Annotated in this window: 13 protein-coding genes; 11 read left to right on the top strand and 2 right to left on the bottom strand. The window is 64.2% G+C overall.

Annotation, left to right across the window (positions count from 1 at the left end; all coding sequences use genetic code 11):
- Positions 1-216: 216 nt before the first annotated feature.
- The 11 genes from ffh (at position 217) to HF027_RS06575 (ending at position 11,285) form a co-directional block, all read left to right on the top strand.
- Positions 217-1,635 carry a signal recognition particle protein gene (ffh, locus tag HF027_RS06625; protein ID WP_168014064.1) on the top strand — a complete coding sequence of 473 codons (1,419 nt, stop codon included), beginning with the start codon at positions 217-219 and terminating at the stop codon, positions 1,633-1,635.
- 135 nt (positions 1,636-1,770) lie between these two features.
- On the top strand, positions 1,771-2,019 hold the full coding sequence (gene rpsP, locus HF027_RS06620; RefSeq protein WP_168014062.1) for a 30S ribosomal protein S16: 249 nt from the start codon (positions 1,771-1,773) through the stop codon (positions 2,017-2,019).
- A gap of 46 nt (positions 2,020-2,065) precedes the next feature.
- Complete coding sequence (gene rimM / locus HF027_RS06615) at positions 2,066-2,602, top strand: ribosome maturation factor RimM (RefSeq protein WP_168014060.1); 537 nt, start codon at positions 2,066-2,068, stop codon at positions 2,600-2,602.
- Between the two features lie 58 nt (positions 2,603-2,660).
- Complete coding sequence (trmD, locus tag HF027_RS06610; RefSeq protein WP_168014058.1) at positions 2,661-3,437, top strand: tRNA (guanosine(37)-N1)-methyltransferase TrmD; 777 nt, start codon at positions 2,661-2,663, stop codon at positions 3,435-3,437.
- A gap of 134 nt (positions 3,438-3,571) precedes the next feature.
- Positions 3,572-3,928: a 50S ribosomal protein L19 gene (gene rplS, locus HF027_RS06605; RefSeq protein WP_136255498.1), complete on the top strand. Its 357-nt coding sequence runs from the start codon at positions 3,572-3,574 to the stop codon at positions 3,926-3,928.
- A gap of 88 nt (positions 3,929-4,016) precedes the next feature.
- Positions 4,017-4,913 (top strand): site-specific tyrosine recombinase XerD, encoded by an 897-nt coding sequence (gene xerD / locus HF027_RS06600; RefSeq protein ID WP_168014056.1) that lies wholly within the window; start codon positions 4,017-4,019, stop codon positions 4,911-4,913.
- 2 nt (positions 4,914-4,915) lie between these two features.
- Positions 4,916-5,647, top strand: a complete 732-nt coding sequence (locus tag HF027_RS06595; RefSeq protein ID WP_168014054.1) for a DsbC family protein — start codon at positions 4,916-4,918, stop codon at positions 5,645-5,647.
- 104 nt (positions 5,648-5,751) lie between these two features.
- Positions 5,752-7,068, top strand: coding sequence for a homoserine dehydrogenase (locus tag HF027_RS06590; protein ID WP_168014052.1), 1,317 nt, complete (start codon positions 5,752-5,754; stop codon positions 7,066-7,068).
- 109 nt (positions 7,069-7,177) lie between these two features.
- A complete protein-coding gene (thrC, locus tag HF027_RS06585; RefSeq protein WP_168014050.1) occupies positions 7,178-8,566 on the top strand; it encodes a threonine synthase in 1,389 nt (462 codons plus the stop codon).
- A gap of 99 nt (positions 8,567-8,665) precedes the next feature.
- On the top strand, positions 8,666-10,477 hold the full coding sequence (recJ, locus tag HF027_RS06580; RefSeq protein ID WP_168014048.1) for a single-stranded-DNA-specific exonuclease RecJ: 1,812 nt from the start codon (positions 8,666-8,668) through the stop codon (positions 10,475-10,477).
- Between the two features lie 247 nt (positions 10,478-10,724).
- Positions 10,725-11,285 carry a YitT family protein gene (locus HF027_RS06575; RefSeq protein WP_245184567.1) on the top strand — a complete coding sequence of 187 codons (561 nt, stop codon included), beginning with the start codon at positions 10,725-10,727 and terminating at the stop codon, positions 11,283-11,285.
- A gap of 123 nt (positions 11,286-11,408) precedes the next feature.
- Here the strand turns inward: HF027_RS06575 and HF027_RS06570 are convergent, their stop codons facing one another.
- Both HF027_RS06570 and HF027_RS06565 read right to left on the bottom strand, forming a co-directional pair.
- Positions 11,409-14,045 (bottom strand): heavy metal translocating P-type ATPase, encoded by a 2,637-nt coding sequence (locus HF027_RS06570; RefSeq protein ID WP_245184558.1) that lies wholly within the window; start codon positions 14,043-14,045, stop codon positions 11,409-11,411.
- Positions 14,042-14,491, bottom strand: coding sequence for a MerR family transcriptional regulator (locus tag HF027_RS06565; RefSeq protein WP_136255504.1), 450 nt, complete (start codon positions 14,489-14,491; stop codon positions 14,042-14,044). Before HF027_RS06565 ends, HF027_RS06570 begins: the two co-directional genes overlap by 4 nt.
- Between the last annotated feature and the right edge of the window lie 15 nt (positions 14,492-14,506).

The following is a 14,506-nucleotide window of genomic DNA, read 5'->3' as shown; positions in this document are numbered from 1 at the left end:
CTGTCCATCGCCGTCGACGGCGGCGTCTCGCGAGTGAAAAAATCCATGAGTGATCACTATACCGAATCCCCTCGGTCGCGCCCAGCCGGGCGGCTCGCAAGCGGCTGGGCGCGATGACGCAACACGCGCCCCAATCACGGGGCTGGTGCATGGAGACTGGCGCCGGGAAGGCGTATAATCTTTGCCCAAAGCCAGGCATCCCTGCCGGAGGGCCCCATGTTCGACAGTTTGACAGAGCGTCTATCGAAGACGCTGAAGTCCATCAGTGGTCAGGCCAGACTGACCGAAGACAATATCAAGGACACGCTGCGCGAGGTGCGCCGTGCGCTACTGGAGGCCGATGTGGCCCTGCCGGTGGTCAAGGCGTTCATCGACCGGGTGCGCGAGCGTGCCGTTGGCCAGGAGGTTTCCAAGAGCCTCTCGCCGGGCCAGCAGTTCGTCAAGATCGTCCAGCAGGAGCTCGAGGCGATCATGGGCGAAGGGGCCGAAGGGCTTTCGCTCAAGGGCACGCCTTCGGTGATCCTGATGGCCGGCCTGCAGGGGGCGGGTAAGACCACCTCGGTAGCCAAGCTAGCCCGCTACCTGCGTGAGCGCGAGAAGAAGAAGGTGCTGGTGGTCTCCGCTGACGTCTATCGTCCGGCGGCTATCGACCAGCTCGAGACGCTGGCCGGTGAGGTCCAGGTCGACTTCTTCCCCTCGGACTCTTCTCAGAAGCCGGTGGCCATTGCCGAAGCGGCCCTCAAGCACGCCAAGATCCAGTTCCATGATGTGGTGATCGTCGATACCGCCGGTCGCCTGCATGTCGATGCCGACATGATGGACGAGATTCAGTCCCTGCACCGTGTCTGCGCGCCGCAGGAGACACTGTTCGTCGTCGATGCGATGACCGGTCAGGACGCCGCCAATACCGCCAAGGCCTTCCACGAAGCCTTGCCGCTCACCGGCGTGATCCTGACCAAGGCCGATGGTGATGCCCGTGGGGGGGCCGCGCTGTCGGTGCGCCACATCACCGGCAAGCCGATCAAGTTCATGGGCATGGGCGAGAAGGTCGATGCCCTCGAACCCTTCCACCCGGATCGTGTCGCTTCGCGGATCCTCGGCATGGGCGATGTGCTGTCGCTGATCGAGGAAGCCGAGCGCACCGTCGACAAGGGCAAGGCCGATAAGCTCGCCAAGAAGGTCAAGAAGGGCGATGGCTTCGATCTCGAGGATTTCCGCGACCAGCTCCAGCAGCTCAAGAAGATGGGCGGTATGGGGGGGCTGATGGGCAAGCTGCCGGGCATGGGGCAGATGGCCGAGATGGCTCAGGGCCCCGGGCCCGAGAAGGAATTTGGCAAGCTCGAGTCGCTGATCAACTCGATGACGCCCAAGGAGCGCCGTCGTCCTGAAATCATCAATGGCTCACGCAAGCGCCGCATCGCGGCCGGTGCTGGCCTTCAGGTGCCCGACCTCAATCGTCTTCTCAAGCAGCACAAGCAGATGCAGAAGATGATGAAGAAGGCCGGCAAGAAGGGCGGCATGGAAAAGATGATGCGCGGCATGTCCGGCATGATGGGCGGCGGTGGTCCCGGCGGCCCGGGCGGCCCCGGAGGCATGGGCGGTATGGGCGGTCCTGGCGGTCTGCCGCGGCGGTGATGGCCGCCGAGCGCACAAAAGGTTCCCAAGCGGGCTCGATTTCCGTAGAATGTCGCGTCTTCGTGGCAGGACCGCGCGACAGCGTGCGGCCGAAGACCAATTTTTAGTAACTCCAACCGAAGGACAGATAACGCAATGGTTACCATTCGTCTGGCACGTGGTGGCGCCAAGAAGCGTCCCTTCTACCACCTGACCGTAAGCGATTCTCGCAAGTCTCGTGACGGCCGCTTCATCGAGCGCGTCGGCTTCTTCAACCCGGTCGCCCGCGGCCAGGAAGAGCGCCTGCGTATCGATCTGGACCGCATCGCTCAGTGGCAAGAGCATGGTGCCCAGGTCTCTGCGCGCGTCGCCGAGCTGGTCAAGGAAGCCCGCAAGCAGGCCTGAGCCTGAATTGCGGTCAACTAGATACGGCATCTAGGTGGTAATAGCCATGGCCCAGAGCGCAACGACAGGCACCGGCAGCGACCAGCATGTGGTGCTGGGAAAGCTGACCAGTCCCTACGGTGTGAAGGGCTGGCTGAAGGTGTATTCGTACACCAGCCCGATGGACGGCATCCTCGACTATCCCGAGTGGCAGTTGCGGCTCGACGGCAAGCTCGTCGACCGAAAGCTGGTTCAGGGACGTCAACAAGGCAAGGGCCTGGTGGCCCAGCTAGATGGGGTGGCGTCGCGTGAGCAGGCAGAGCAGCTGGCAGGCGCAGAGATCCTGTTGCCTAAACAGTCGCTGCCGCCGCTTAACGCGGGCGAGTATTACTGGCACCAACTGGAGGGTCTCCAGGTCACCACGGACGACGGCGACAGCCTGGGTCATGTGGCTTACCTGTTCGAGACCGGCGCCAATGACGTGATGGTCGTCAAGGACGCCGACGGCAAGGAGCGGCTGCTGCCCTTTTTGCCCGACGAGGTGGTGCTCGAGGTGGACCTTACCGCCGGCGGGATGAAGGTGGACTGGGATCCCGAATTTTAAGACGTCCTGGTGACGCCCTCCCCGGTTATATTGGGGAGCTAGGCCTGGAAGAAACGCTGTGTGGATTGGGGTCGTATCGCTGTTCCCTGAGATGTTTGATGCCATCACCCAGTATGGGGTGACCGGCCGGGCGGTCAGGCATGGACTACTGGAACTCGAGTTCTGGAACCCCCGTGATTACGCAACCGACAACCATCGCACGGTGGATGATCGTCCCTATGGGGGCGGACCAGGCATGTTGATGAAGGTCGATACCCTGCGCCATGCCATCCATGAAGCGCGGGCGACGGCCGAGAGCAGTGCAGGCCAGCCGGCCCGAGTGATCTACCTGTCGCCACAGGGGCGACCTCTTGATCAAGCGGGCGTGAAGGCGCTGGCCGAAAGCGGCCCCCTGGTGGTGGTAGCTGGACGCTACGAAGGCATCGACGAGCGCGTGGTGGAAGCCGATATCGATGAGGAAGTCTCGATTGGTGACTATGTGCTGAGTGGCGGCGAACTGCCCGCCATGGTGATGGTCGATGCGTTGGCCCGACTGGTGCCCGGTGTGCTGGGCCACCAGGCCTCGGCGGAGGAAGATTCCTTCAACGATGGCCTGCTGGATTGCCCGCACTATACGCGCCCCGACGATGTCGATGGGCGGCGGGTGCCGGATGTGCTGCTGAGCGGCAACCACGCGGCGATTCGCCGTTGGCGGCTGAAGCAGTCATTGGGCCGCACCTGGCTCAGGCGCCCGGACCTGCTCGATGGCAGGACCTTGGCGGCTGAACAGCAGGCACTGCTCGATGAATTCATCGAGGAATACGCCAGCAAGGCGGAGGTGCAGGAGCCTTCCTGAACAAGGCTTAGGCATGAGCATCGTGCCCCTGCGTCATACACAGAGCGATTCCCGCGCCATCCCTCATGGATTCGCGCCGGGATCACCGCCGACGGCGATAGCCGAAGGCGATACAAGTTATTGAGGAGCTAGCAATGAGCAGCAAGAATTCCGTGATCCAGGCGATCGAATCCGAGCAGATGGCCAAGGAAGTTCCGGCCTTTGCACCGGGCGACACTGTTGTCGTCCAGGTCAAGGTCAAGGAAGGTACCCGCGAGCGTCTGCAGGCCTTCGAAGGCGTTGTCATCGGCAAGCGTAACCGCGGCCTGAACTCCGCCTTCACCGTGCGCAAGGTGTCCCACGGTGTTGGCGTCGAGCGTACCTTCCAGACCTACAGCCCGCTGGTCGATTCCATCGCGGTCAAGCGTCGCGGTGATGTACGCCAGGCCAAGCTGTACTATCTCCGCGAGCTCAGCGGCAAGTCCGCACGCATCAAGGAAAAGCTCTCCTAAGTCAGGAGATGCTCAGGACGAAACCCCGTCACCGCTTGCGCGGGGCGGGGTTTCGTTGTGTCTGGGGGAGATGTCATGAGGGGGCTGGATGAGCGATCAGACCCATACCCTGCTTGAGCGCTTCCTGGATGCGCTGTGGCTTGAGCAGGGGGCAAGCGATAATACCCTGGCCGCCTACCGTCATGACCTGGCCGCCTGGACGGCGCGACTGGCAGAACATGATGACTCCCTGCTCTGTCCCGCCCCCGTGGCGTTGCCTGACTGGCTTGATGCGCGCCGCGCTGCCGGCTATCAGCTACGCTCCAACGCGCGTCTACTGTCGAGCCTGCGGCGCTTCTATCGCTGGGCGCTTATCGAGGGCCTGATCGATACCGACCCGCTGGCTGAGGTGCGCCTGCCGCCGGTGCGGCCGAGTCTGCCTCGAACGCTCGACGAGGAAGAGGTCGAACGACTCCTCGAGGCGCCGGATACCGATACCGCCCTTGGGCTTCGCGACCGAGCCATGCTCGAAGTGCTCTATGCCGGTGGCCTGCGGGTCTCGGAACTGGTGGGACTGACCACCGATGCGATCAACCTGCGTCAGGGGGTGGTGCGAGTGCGTGGCAAGGGCGACAAGGAGCGGCTGGTGCCGCTTGGTGAAGAAGCCATCGCCTGGCTTCAGCGTTACTTGCGCGCCGGGCGAAGCGTGCTGATGCGCGATATCACGCGCCCCCCCTTGTTCCCCGGGCGCAGCGATGGCTTCATGACCCGCCAGACCTTCTGGCATCGCGTGCGCGCGCATGCGCGTACCGCGTGCATCAGCAAGCCACTGTCACCGCATACCTTGCGGCATGCTTTCGCCACGCATTTATTGAATCATGGGGCCAATTTGCGTGTCGTACAGCTGTTGTTGGGTCACAGCGACCTGTCGACGACCCAAATCTATACCCATGTGGCCCAGGCTCGCCTGGAAACGCTGCATGCTGACCATCATCCTCGAGGTTGACCATGAATCGACTGCTGCTTACCGCCACCGGCCTCTTGGCTGGCCTGCTTTCCGTCCAGGTCATGGCGGCGCCGCCAAAGGCGCTGACCGATGACCTTACCGTCAATGGTGAGGTCATGCCTGTCGAGCAGGTGCGCGACACCCCCGTCGAGGGCCTTTGGGAAGTGCATCTGGCCAATGGTGAAATCTTCTACAGTGATGCCGCCGGTGAGCACTTCATCGTCGGTGATATCTACAAGAATGACGCGGACGGCCTGGTGAATCTCAGCGAGCAATCGCGCAACGCCCAGCGCGCCGCGCGTATTGCCTCCGTTCCAGAGAGTGAGCAGGTGATCTTTCGCGGTGACGAACCGCCAAAGGCGACGATCCATGTCTTTACCGATACGACCTGCCCCTATTGCCAGCGTCTGCATGAAGAAGTGCCAGCGCTCAATGACATGGACATCGCCGTGAATTACCTGGCCTTTCCGCGAGCCGGCGCGGGTTCCGAGGGGGCCCGGCTGCTGAGCCAGGTGTGGTGCGCGGCCAATCCGGCCGAAGCCATGACCGCCAGCAAACGCGGCGAGTCGCTGGATGTCGCTCCAGACTGCGACAATCCGGTCGAGTCACAGTATCATCTGGGCATGGAGCTTGGCGTACAGGGCACACCGGCCATTGTGTTGCCTGACGGGCGCCTGGTGCCGGGCTACGTGCCGGCCGAGCGGCTGGCGGAAATGCTGGGCGTGAATGGATAACAGCCGATCGACTGGGTGTTATGGCGGCGATTCGTCCTGCCGTCCTTGCACCACGGTCGTCGACAAGACGAACAATCGAACACCTGTGTAAAGGGAGCAAAACGTTGAAATCGGTCAGAGTGGGAATCTGTGGTCTGGGTACTGTGGGTGGCGGTACCTTCAATGTGCTGATGCGCAACGCCGATGATATCGCGCGTCGGGCCGGGCGTCCGATCGTCATCGAGCAGGTGGCGATGCGTCGCGAGAATCCCCACTGCGATACCACTGGCGTCAAGACCACCAGCGATGTATTCGACGTGGCCCGCAATCCCGACATCGATGTGCTGGTCGAACTGATCGGCGGCTACGAAGTGGCCCGCGAACTGGTACTGACCGCCATCGAAAACGGCAAGCACGTGGTCACGGCCAACAAGGCGCTGATCGCGGTTCACGGTAATGAGATCTTCCAGGCCGCCCACGAGAAGGGTGTCATCGTGGCCTTCGAGGCGGCGGTGGCCGGCGGTATCCCGGTGATCAAGTCACTGCGCGAGGGCCTGGGCGCCAACCGCATCGAGTGGCTGGCCGGCATCATCAACGGCACCGGCAACTATATCCTCACCCACATGCGTGACGAAGGTCGCACCTTCGAAGACGTGTTGGCCGAGGCGCAGGCGCTGGGGTATGCCGAAGCCGATCCGACCTTCGACGTCGAAGGCATCGATGCCGCGCACAAGCTGACCATACTGGCGTCCATCGCCTATGGCGTGCCGCTGCAGTTCGATAAAGCCTATACCGAAGGCATCTCGCGGATCACCTTCGATGACGTAGAGCAGGCCGACAACCTCGGCTACGTCATCAAGCACCTGGGCATCTCCAAGCGCACCGAGGCCGGCTTCGAGCTGCGCGTGCATCCGGCGCTGGTACCCAAGGAATGCCTGATGGCCAGTGTCAACGGCGTCAAGAATGCCATTGAGGTCATGGGCGACGCCGTGGGGCCGACGCTTTATTACGGTGCGGGTGCCGGTGCTGAGCCGACCGCCTCGGCGGTGGTCGCCGACCTACTGGATGTTGCCCGCGACATCAGCACCGAGCATAACTACCGGGTTCCCTATCTCGCCTTCAGTGGCATCGGCGATGGCGATAACGATCTGCCGATCCTGCCCATGGAAGAGATCACCACCGCCTATTATCTGCGGCTGCTGGCGGTCGACCGCCCCGGCGTGCTGGCGCGAGTGGCGACGATCCTCTCCGAGCAGGGCATCTCCATCGAGGCGATCATGCAGAAGGAAGCCATCGAAGGCGAGCTGGTGCCGATCATCCTGTTGACGCATCGCACCCGCGAGAAGCATATGAACGAGGTCATTCGTCAGCTCGAGTCGTTGGCCGACATCGCAGGCTCCGTGACTCGCATCCGTGTCGAGACCCTCGACGAAGACGCCTAACAACGACAATCGGCGGCCCTGAGCTTAGCGCCTCAAGCAGCGGGGCCGATCGTGCGCTGGACAACGTGTCTCGCCTAGTGAGGGCGGGACGCGAACACAGGATCGAACGATGCGTTATATCAGTACCCGCGGGCAGGCGCCCGCATTGTCCTTCGAGGAGGTCGTGCTGACCGGTATGGCCAGCGACGGCGGCCTCTATGTGCCTGAAACCGTCCCTCAGTTGTCAAAGGAAGAACTGGCCGACATGGCCGGCTGCTCCTATGCCGAGATCGCCTTTCGGGTGATGAAGCCGTTCGTCAACGGCGAGATCGATGATGATACCTTCCGTGGCCTGGTCAAGGACGCCTACGCGACCTTCAGCCACGATGCCGTGGTGCCGCTCAATCAGCTCGACGCCAACCACTTCCTGCTCGAGCTGTTCCATGGCCCGACGCTTGCCTTCAAGGACGTGGCGCTTCAGCTGCTGGGTCGCGTGCTCGACCACTTCCTGAACAAGCGCGGCGAGCGCGCGGTGATCATGGGGGCGACCTCCGGCGACACCGGCTCGGCGGCTATCGAGGGCTGCCGCCACTGCGACAACCTGGATATCTTCATCCTCCACCCGCACAACCGGGTCTCGGAGGTGCAGCGTCGCCAGATGACCACGGTGCTGGCCGATAACGTCTTCAACGTTGCCATCGAAGGCAACTTCGACGACGCCCAGGCCATGGTCAAGGCCAGCTTTGCCAATCAGGACTTCCTGAACGGCACCCGGCTGGTGGCGGTCAATTCGATCAACTGGGCGCGCATCATGGCCCAGATCGTCTACTACGTGGCCTCCGCCGTGGCGGTTGGTGCGCCGCACCGTGAGGTCAGCTTCAGCGTACCGTCGGCGAACTTCGGCAATGTCTTCGCCGGCTACATGGCGTATCAGATGGGGTTGCCGGTCAAGCAGTTCATCATCGCCACCAACGCCAACGATATTCTGCACCGCACCCTGGCCGCCAACGACTTCTCCAAGCAGGAGCTCGCTGCGACCCTGGCGCCGTCGATGGATATCGTGGTGTCGTCGAACTTCGAACGCCTGCTGTTCGATGCCTACGAGCGTGACGGCCATGCCGTGGCGGCCCTGCTCGAGCGCTTCCAGGAGGAGCCTACGGCGCTTGCCGAGGCGCCAGTCGCCAAGTTGCGTGAGAAATTTGCAAGCCACAGCGTCGACGATGCCACCATCCTCGAGGTGATCCGCGAGGCGCATCATCGCACCCAGGAGGTGCTTGATCCGCACACCGCGACCGGTTACCGGGCCGCCGAGCGTGCGCGAGCCGATGCGGCAACGCCGATGATTACGCTCGCCACCGCCCACCCGGCCAAGTTCGCTGAAGCAGTGGTCAAGGCCGGTTTCCCGGGGGTACCGCTGCCGCCGCACATGGATGACCTGCTCGAGCGCGAGGAGCGCTACACGGTGCTGCCCGCCGAGCTCGACGCGGTACAGCGCTTCGTTGCCGAGCAGCGCCGCTGAGCCGTCACCCCTCGAGGCTTTACTTCTCGAGTCGTCATGACGCCCGGTCCGCCGGGCGTTTTTCGTCATTCTCTTCCCGTGTCCCCTTGAGGAGCCGCCGTGGAACCCGCCTCGCTTTCGACACCGCCTGCCACCTCGCTCAAGCCGCGCCTCGCCCCGCGCCCGCGTGACGAGGCGCTCTATGCCCGTGCCCAGTCCGAGGGGCTGTCCGAACTGCAGGCACGGGTGCTGGCCGGGCGGCTGGCCGGCTATCAAGGCGAGATTGCGTCCCTGGTGTCGCCAAGCCTTCGCCACCTGGCGCATCCCGAACGGCTGAAGGACGCCCGCCGCGCCGCCGAGCGCATTGCCCAGGCGGTGGTCGAAGGGGAGCATATCGGTATCCTCACCGACTACGACGTCGACGGCATCACCTCGCACGTGGTGATCCGGCGCACCCTCAACGAGCTGTTCGGCGTACCTGAGTCACGCCTGCACAGCCTGATCGGCCATCGCATCAATGATGGCTACGGCATTAGCCTGCCGCTGGTCGAGCGCACCCTGCAGCTGTCGCCGGGCCCCAGGCTTGTGATCACCGCCGACTGTGGCAGCTCTGATGAACCGCGCATCGCCAGGCTCAAGGAGGCAGGACTCGATGTCGTGGTCACCGACCACCACGCCTTGCCGCAGGAGGGGCCGCCGGCCTCGGCCTACGCCACCGTCAACCCGACGCGGGACGACTGCGATTACCCGGACCCGACCATTGCCGGTTGCATGGTCGCCTGGCTGACCATGTCGCTGGCTCGCCAGGTGCTGATCGATTGGGGCGTTCTGTCATCCTCGACGCCCAAGCTCTCGCCCTGGCTCTCCTATGTGGCGCTGGGTACCGTCGCCGACTGCGTGTCGCTTGGCGGCAGCGCCGCCAACCGTGCCGTGGTCAATCACGGCCTGACCCTGATCAATCGCATGGAGGCCGCTTGCTGGCGGACCATGGCGGCGCGGCTGGGCCCGGACAGCGTTCCCTTCGACGCCGAGACCCTGGCTTTTCAGATGGGGCCGCGCATCAATGCCCGCTCGCGCCTCGATGACCCCTATGCGGCGCTGCACTTCATGCTGGCCGCCGACGACGGCACGGCGGCGCGCCATCTCGAGGTGCTGGATCAGGATAACCAGTCGCGCAAGGCCATCGAAGCCGACATGGCCGAGGAGGCCAAGGCCCTGGCCGCCGACCAGCTCGCCGATGACGTGCCGGCATTGGTGATCTTTCTGGAGACCGGGCATGCCGGCGTGCAGGGTATCGTCGCCTCACGCCTGGTGCAGGCCTTCGGCCGCCCGGCACTGGTGCTGACCCCGGCGGCGACTGCCGGGATGCTGACCGGCTCCGGGCGCTCTATTGAAGGCCTTCATCTGCGTGATGCCCTGCAGCGGGCCCATGACCTGGCGCCGGAGGCGTTGCCACGCTTCGGCGGCCATCGCGGGGCGGCCGGCATCGGCCTGCCACGTGAACGGCTCGATGACTTTCGTCGGGCGATCTGGCAGGCGGCAGGCGAGCAGCTCGGCGGACGTGAGCTTTACCCCTGTGTCTTTACCGACGGGACTCTGACGCCGGAGCAGCTGTCGCTTGCCACCCTCGATGAGTTGGCGCGGCTGGCGCCCTTCGGTCGCGAATTCGAGGCGCCGTTATTCGAAGGCGACTTCCTGGTCGAGTCACTGCGCCCGGTGGGGGCCGATGGCAGCCATCTGATGCTGGAACTCGGCCATGGGCATAGCACGGTGCGCGCGATCTGGTTCCGCGCCCTGACACCTGGCGAGGTGCCGGCCTTCGGGCTCGGCGACCGGCTGCGTTGTGCCTTCAAGCTCAATCGCAACCGCTGGAAGGGACGCGAGTCTCTGCAGTTGATGATCGAGCATGCCGAGCCGCTGACAACGCCTTGAGCCGTGGGCCTTATCCCTTTGCGTGATCCTGTGTGAATGCGTATGAACGAGCTGCCAGTGGAGGCTGTCGATGAGCAAGGAACATAGTGAGTCTACCCCTTTGAAGAACGGCCAGGATGTCGCCGCGTCGCCGCGGGATGAGGGGCAGGAGGGGGGCATTGATCAGGGCGAGCGCCCGGAGCTTGAAGACGTCGAGCCCGAAGACGTGCCTCAGGACCCGCATCGTCTCCACGAGGACGCGCTGGCGATGCTGCTGGGGACCCTGCTGGTCGCGCTGGGGGTGACCTTCTACTCCCAGGCGATGCTCCTTGCCGGCAGTACCGCTGGCCTGGCACTGCTCGCGCAGTACGTCACCGGCATCGGTTTTGGCGGCATGTTCTTTCTCATCAACCTGCCGTTCTACTATCTGGCGATCAAGCGCATGGGCTGGTCCTTTACCCTGCGCACCTTCATCGCCACCGCTCTGCTGTCGATCTTCGCGACCCTGACGCCGCGCTGGATCGATATCGCCGCGCTAAACCCGGTCTATGCGGCGGTGATCGGTGGCAGTCTCCTGGGGATCGGCCTGCTGGTGCTGATTCGTCATCGCACCAGCCTTGGCGGCATCAACATCCTGGCGCTTTATCTGCAGGAGCGTTATGGCTGGCGGGCAGGCTATGTGCAGCTCGGTGTCGATATGCTGATCCTGGGCCTGTCTTTTTTGGTGCTCGACCCCGACAGTATCGCGCTATCGGTGCTGGGAGCGGTGACCATGAACCTGATCATCGCCCTCAATCACAAACCCGGCCGCTATATCGGTGTCAGCTGAGCCGCCCGAGCGACTTCGGGACTGCTCAGGAACCGGGCGGTTACGGGCCCGCTTAGGAACCGAGCCAGAACCACCAGACGATGGCGCCGATCAGCGCGATACCACCGAGGTTGATCAGTAGCGTCATGAGTGAGCCTCCTGCTTATCGGTGTGGACGGAAGCGCTTGCGGCCTGCGGCGAGGCCCCGGACAAGGGCCGGAAGCGGCGCAGCCGGCTGGCATTGGTGACCACCGTGACCGATGACAGCGACATGGCCGCCGCGGCGATCATCGGCGACAGCAGCCAGCCGGTAGCGGGGTAGAGCACACCCGCTGCGATGGGGATGCAGAGGGTGTTATAGCCAAAGGCGCCCCACAGGTTCTGCTTGATGTTGGCAAGGGTCGCGCGACTGATTTCGATGGCATCGGCCACGCCATGCAGCGAGCTTCTCATCAGGGTGATGCCGGCACTCTCGATGGCCACGTCGGTGCCTTGACCGATCGCGAAACCGACGTTGGCTTGAGCCAGTGCCGGGGCGTCGTTGATGCCATCGCCGACCATCCCCACGACCTCGCCATTGGCCTGAAGACGTTCGATCTCGGCGTGCTTGTCCTCGGGCAGCAGCCCGGCGCGCACCTCGTCGATGCCCACCTCCTGGCCGATGGCAGCGGCGGTATGGGCGTTGTCGCCGGTCAGCATCACCACCTTGAGGCCATCTTTCTGCAGGCGTTGCACGGCTGCGCGGCTGTCCTCGCGTAGCGGGTCACTGATGCCGAAGACGGCCGCGAGTCGGCCATCGACGGCCAGCTGCACCACGGTGCGCGCCTTGCCCTCGAGCCGCTCGACGATGGCCTCGCCCGGGGTCAGGTCCACGCCCTGGTCCTTGAGCAGTCTGGCGTTGCCGAGCAGCAGCGACTGTCCTTGCTCGGTGGTGGCCTTGACGCCGCCACCGGTCACGCTGGTGAAGTCCCTGACGGTGGCTGGCGTTGCTCCCTCCTGCTCGGCATGCGACAGCAAAGCCGCGGCCAGCGGGTGTTCCGATCCCTGCTCGAGCCCTGCAATAAAGCCAAGCGTCTGCGTTGCATCGGCCTGCTCATCGAGGAACTGCGTTTCGGTGACACGCGGCTTGCCCTCGGTGAGAGTGCCGGTCTTGTCCACCACCAGCGTGGTCAGGCTGCTTGCCATCTGCAGGGCCTCACCGTTTCGGATCAGCACGCCATGCTCGGCGGCCTTGCCGACTCCGATCATGGTCGAGAGTGGCGTGGCGAGCCCCAGGGCGCAGGGGCAGGCAATGATCAGTACCGCCGTGGCGGTGATCAGCATGTGCAGCACCCGGGGCTCGGGGCCGACGTTGAACCAGACCAGCGCCGTGGCAACGGCGATGATCATCACCGTGGGCACGAAAACGCCGGCGACCCGGTCGGCCAGGGCGCCGATCGGTGGGCGCGAGCCTTGAGCCTGGGCGACCTGGTCGGTGATGCGGCCAAGTCGTGTATCGGCGCCGACGCGGGTCGCGCGATAGATCAGGCTACCCCGGCCGTTGACCGTGCCGGCGCTGACCTCGTCGCCCGTGCCCTTGGCGACCGCCTGCGGCTCGCCGGTGAGCATGGATTCATCGACATGACTCTCGCCGTCCTCGACCTCACCATCCACCGGCAGGCGCTCGCCGGGGCGCACCCGAATGCGATCACCCGTGCGTACGGCATCGATCTCGATATCCTGCTCCTTGCCGTCGCGGATCACCCGCGCGGTGCTTGACTGCAGGTCGAGCAGACGGCCAAGGGCCTCGCTGGTGCGACCTCGGGCCTTGAGCTCCAGGGCGTTGCCGGCAAGGATCAGCCCGATGATCATGGTTGATGCCTCGAAGTACAGGCTGTGGGCTGCCTCGGGTAGCCAGGGCGCGAAGATGACCACGGCCATGGAATACAGCCAGGCGGTGCCGGTGCCCATGGCCACCAGGGTGTCCATGTTGGCCTCGTGGTGGCGCAGCGCCTTGGCGGCGTTGACGAAGAAATGTCTGCCCGGACCTGCCAGCACCCCCAGTGTCAGCAGACCGATCACCCCCCAGACACCCCGTTCTGCTCCGGTCGGGTCGGGATGATGAAAGAACATGGCGATCATCAGTGGCACGGCCAGCGCCAGCGCCATCAGGCTGCCGCGCCGGCGCTGACGGTAGGCCAGCTGATCGTTTTCGGCGCGCCGCGCCTCGGCCTGGCGCAGGTCCTCGATGGGGGAGGCGCCATAACCGGCGCTTTCGACGGCCTCAATGAGAGTCTGAGTGCTGGCGCTACCCCGTACCTGAGCCGTTTGACTGGCGAAATTGACCTCGGCCTCAGTGACACCCGAGGTGCGCTCAAGGGCCTGCTTAATGCTCTTCACGCAACTTGCACAGGTCATGCCGGAGAGCGATAGACGCACGCTCTTCGCCCGGTCGTGCGCCGGCTGTTCATTCGATGCGGCAGCTTGCGGCTCTGGGGCCGATGCCTGTTCTGAGCCTGGCGCCGGGGCGCCCGCTGCGCTGTCGGTCGCCACAGCGCCAGATGTGGCTGCCTCGTCGGCCGGATAGCCTGCGTCCTTGAGCAGGGCATCGACTCGCTCGCCATCGAGGCTAGTGGTGACGTCGAGACGCTTCTCACCTGGCTTGCCGGTTACGTCAGCGTCCGGGTCTTCGGCCTGGATGGCCTTGCGCATGCGTGACACGCAGCCCTGGCAGCTCATGCCGGGGATATGGCGTTCAAGCGTCGACAAGGGCTGCCTTGTCTCGTCATTAGGTGGCTTCATGCCTCCTCCTTGGCGGTGTTGGAGGCCGCCTTGTCGGTCGATGGGGCGGGCAGGCTCTCGATCAGCCTGCACAGGCTGTGGCCATCTGGCGTGCCGTCGGGCATGTCGGCCCAGGCGTCCAGCGCTTGCTCCATACGCGTCGCCAGCGCCTCTAATTCCTGGATGCGCTCGCGGATTTGTGGCAGGCGGCTCGCCAGCAGGTCGCGGACCAGGGGGCAAGGCGAATCGCCGTGGTCGGCATGGTCAAGAATCTCGTGAATCTCCTTGATGCTGAACCCCAGGGTGCGCGCACGCTGGATGAAAGCCAGTCGTTCGAGATCCTGGCTATCGAAGCGGTGATAGCCGTTATGGGGATCCTTGGCGGGGGCCAGCAACCCCTCGCGGGTATAGTGGCGCACCGTCTCGGACGTTACCCCGGCGGCTTTGGCCAGATCGCTGACTTTCATGGGTCTCTCCTGACG

The sequence above is a fragment of the Halomonas salinarum genome (assembly GCF_012062845.1).
Lineage (GTDB): Bacteria > Pseudomonadota > Gammaproteobacteria > Pseudomonadales > Halomonadaceae > Onishia > Onishia salinarum.
Note: the sequence above shows the minus strand (reverse complement) of the source record. Positions and strands in the feature narration are given on the sequence as shown.

What these genes read in the sequence shown, in the direction of transcription:
- xerD (WP_168014056.1), top strand. Translation starts at nt 4,017, where the DNA reads ATGAGCGATCAGACCCATACCCTGCTTGAGCGCTTCCTGGATGCGCTG.
- rpsP (WP_168014062.1), top strand. Translation starts at nt 1,771, where the DNA reads ATGGTTACCATTCGTCTGGCACGTGGTGGCGCCAAGAAGCGTCCCTTC.
- HF027_RS06595 (WP_168014054.1), top strand. Translation starts at nt 4,916, where the DNA reads ATGAATCGACTGCTGCTTACCGCCACCGGCCTCTTGGCTGGCCTGCTT.
- rplS (WP_136255498.1), top strand. Translation starts at nt 3,572, where the DNA reads ATGAGCAGCAAGAATTCCGTGATCCAGGCGATCGAATCCGAGCAGATG.
- HF027_RS06570 (WP_245184558.1), bottom strand. Translation starts at nt 14,045, where the DNA reads ATGAAGCCACCTAATGACGAGACAAGGCAGCCCTTGTCGACGCTTGAA.
- HF027_RS06565 (WP_136255504.1), bottom strand. Translation starts at nt 14,491, where the DNA reads ATGAAAGTCAGCGATCTGGCCAAAGCCGCCGGGGTAACGTCCGAGACG.
- rimM (WP_168014060.1), top strand. Translation starts at nt 2,066, where the DNA reads ATGGCCCAGAGCGCAACGACAGGCACCGGCAGCGACCAGCATGTGGTG.
- ffh (WP_168014064.1), top strand. Translation starts at nt 217, where the DNA reads ATGTTCGACAGTTTGACAGAGCGTCTATCGAAGACGCTGAAGTCCATC.
- HF027_RS06575 (WP_245184567.1), top strand. Translation starts at nt 10,725, where the DNA reads ATGCTGCTGGGGACCCTGCTGGTCGCGCTGGGGGTGACCTTCTACTCC.
- thrC (WP_168014050.1), top strand. Translation starts at nt 7,178, where the DNA reads ATGCGTTATATCAGTACCCGCGGGCAGGCGCCCGCATTGTCCTTCGAG.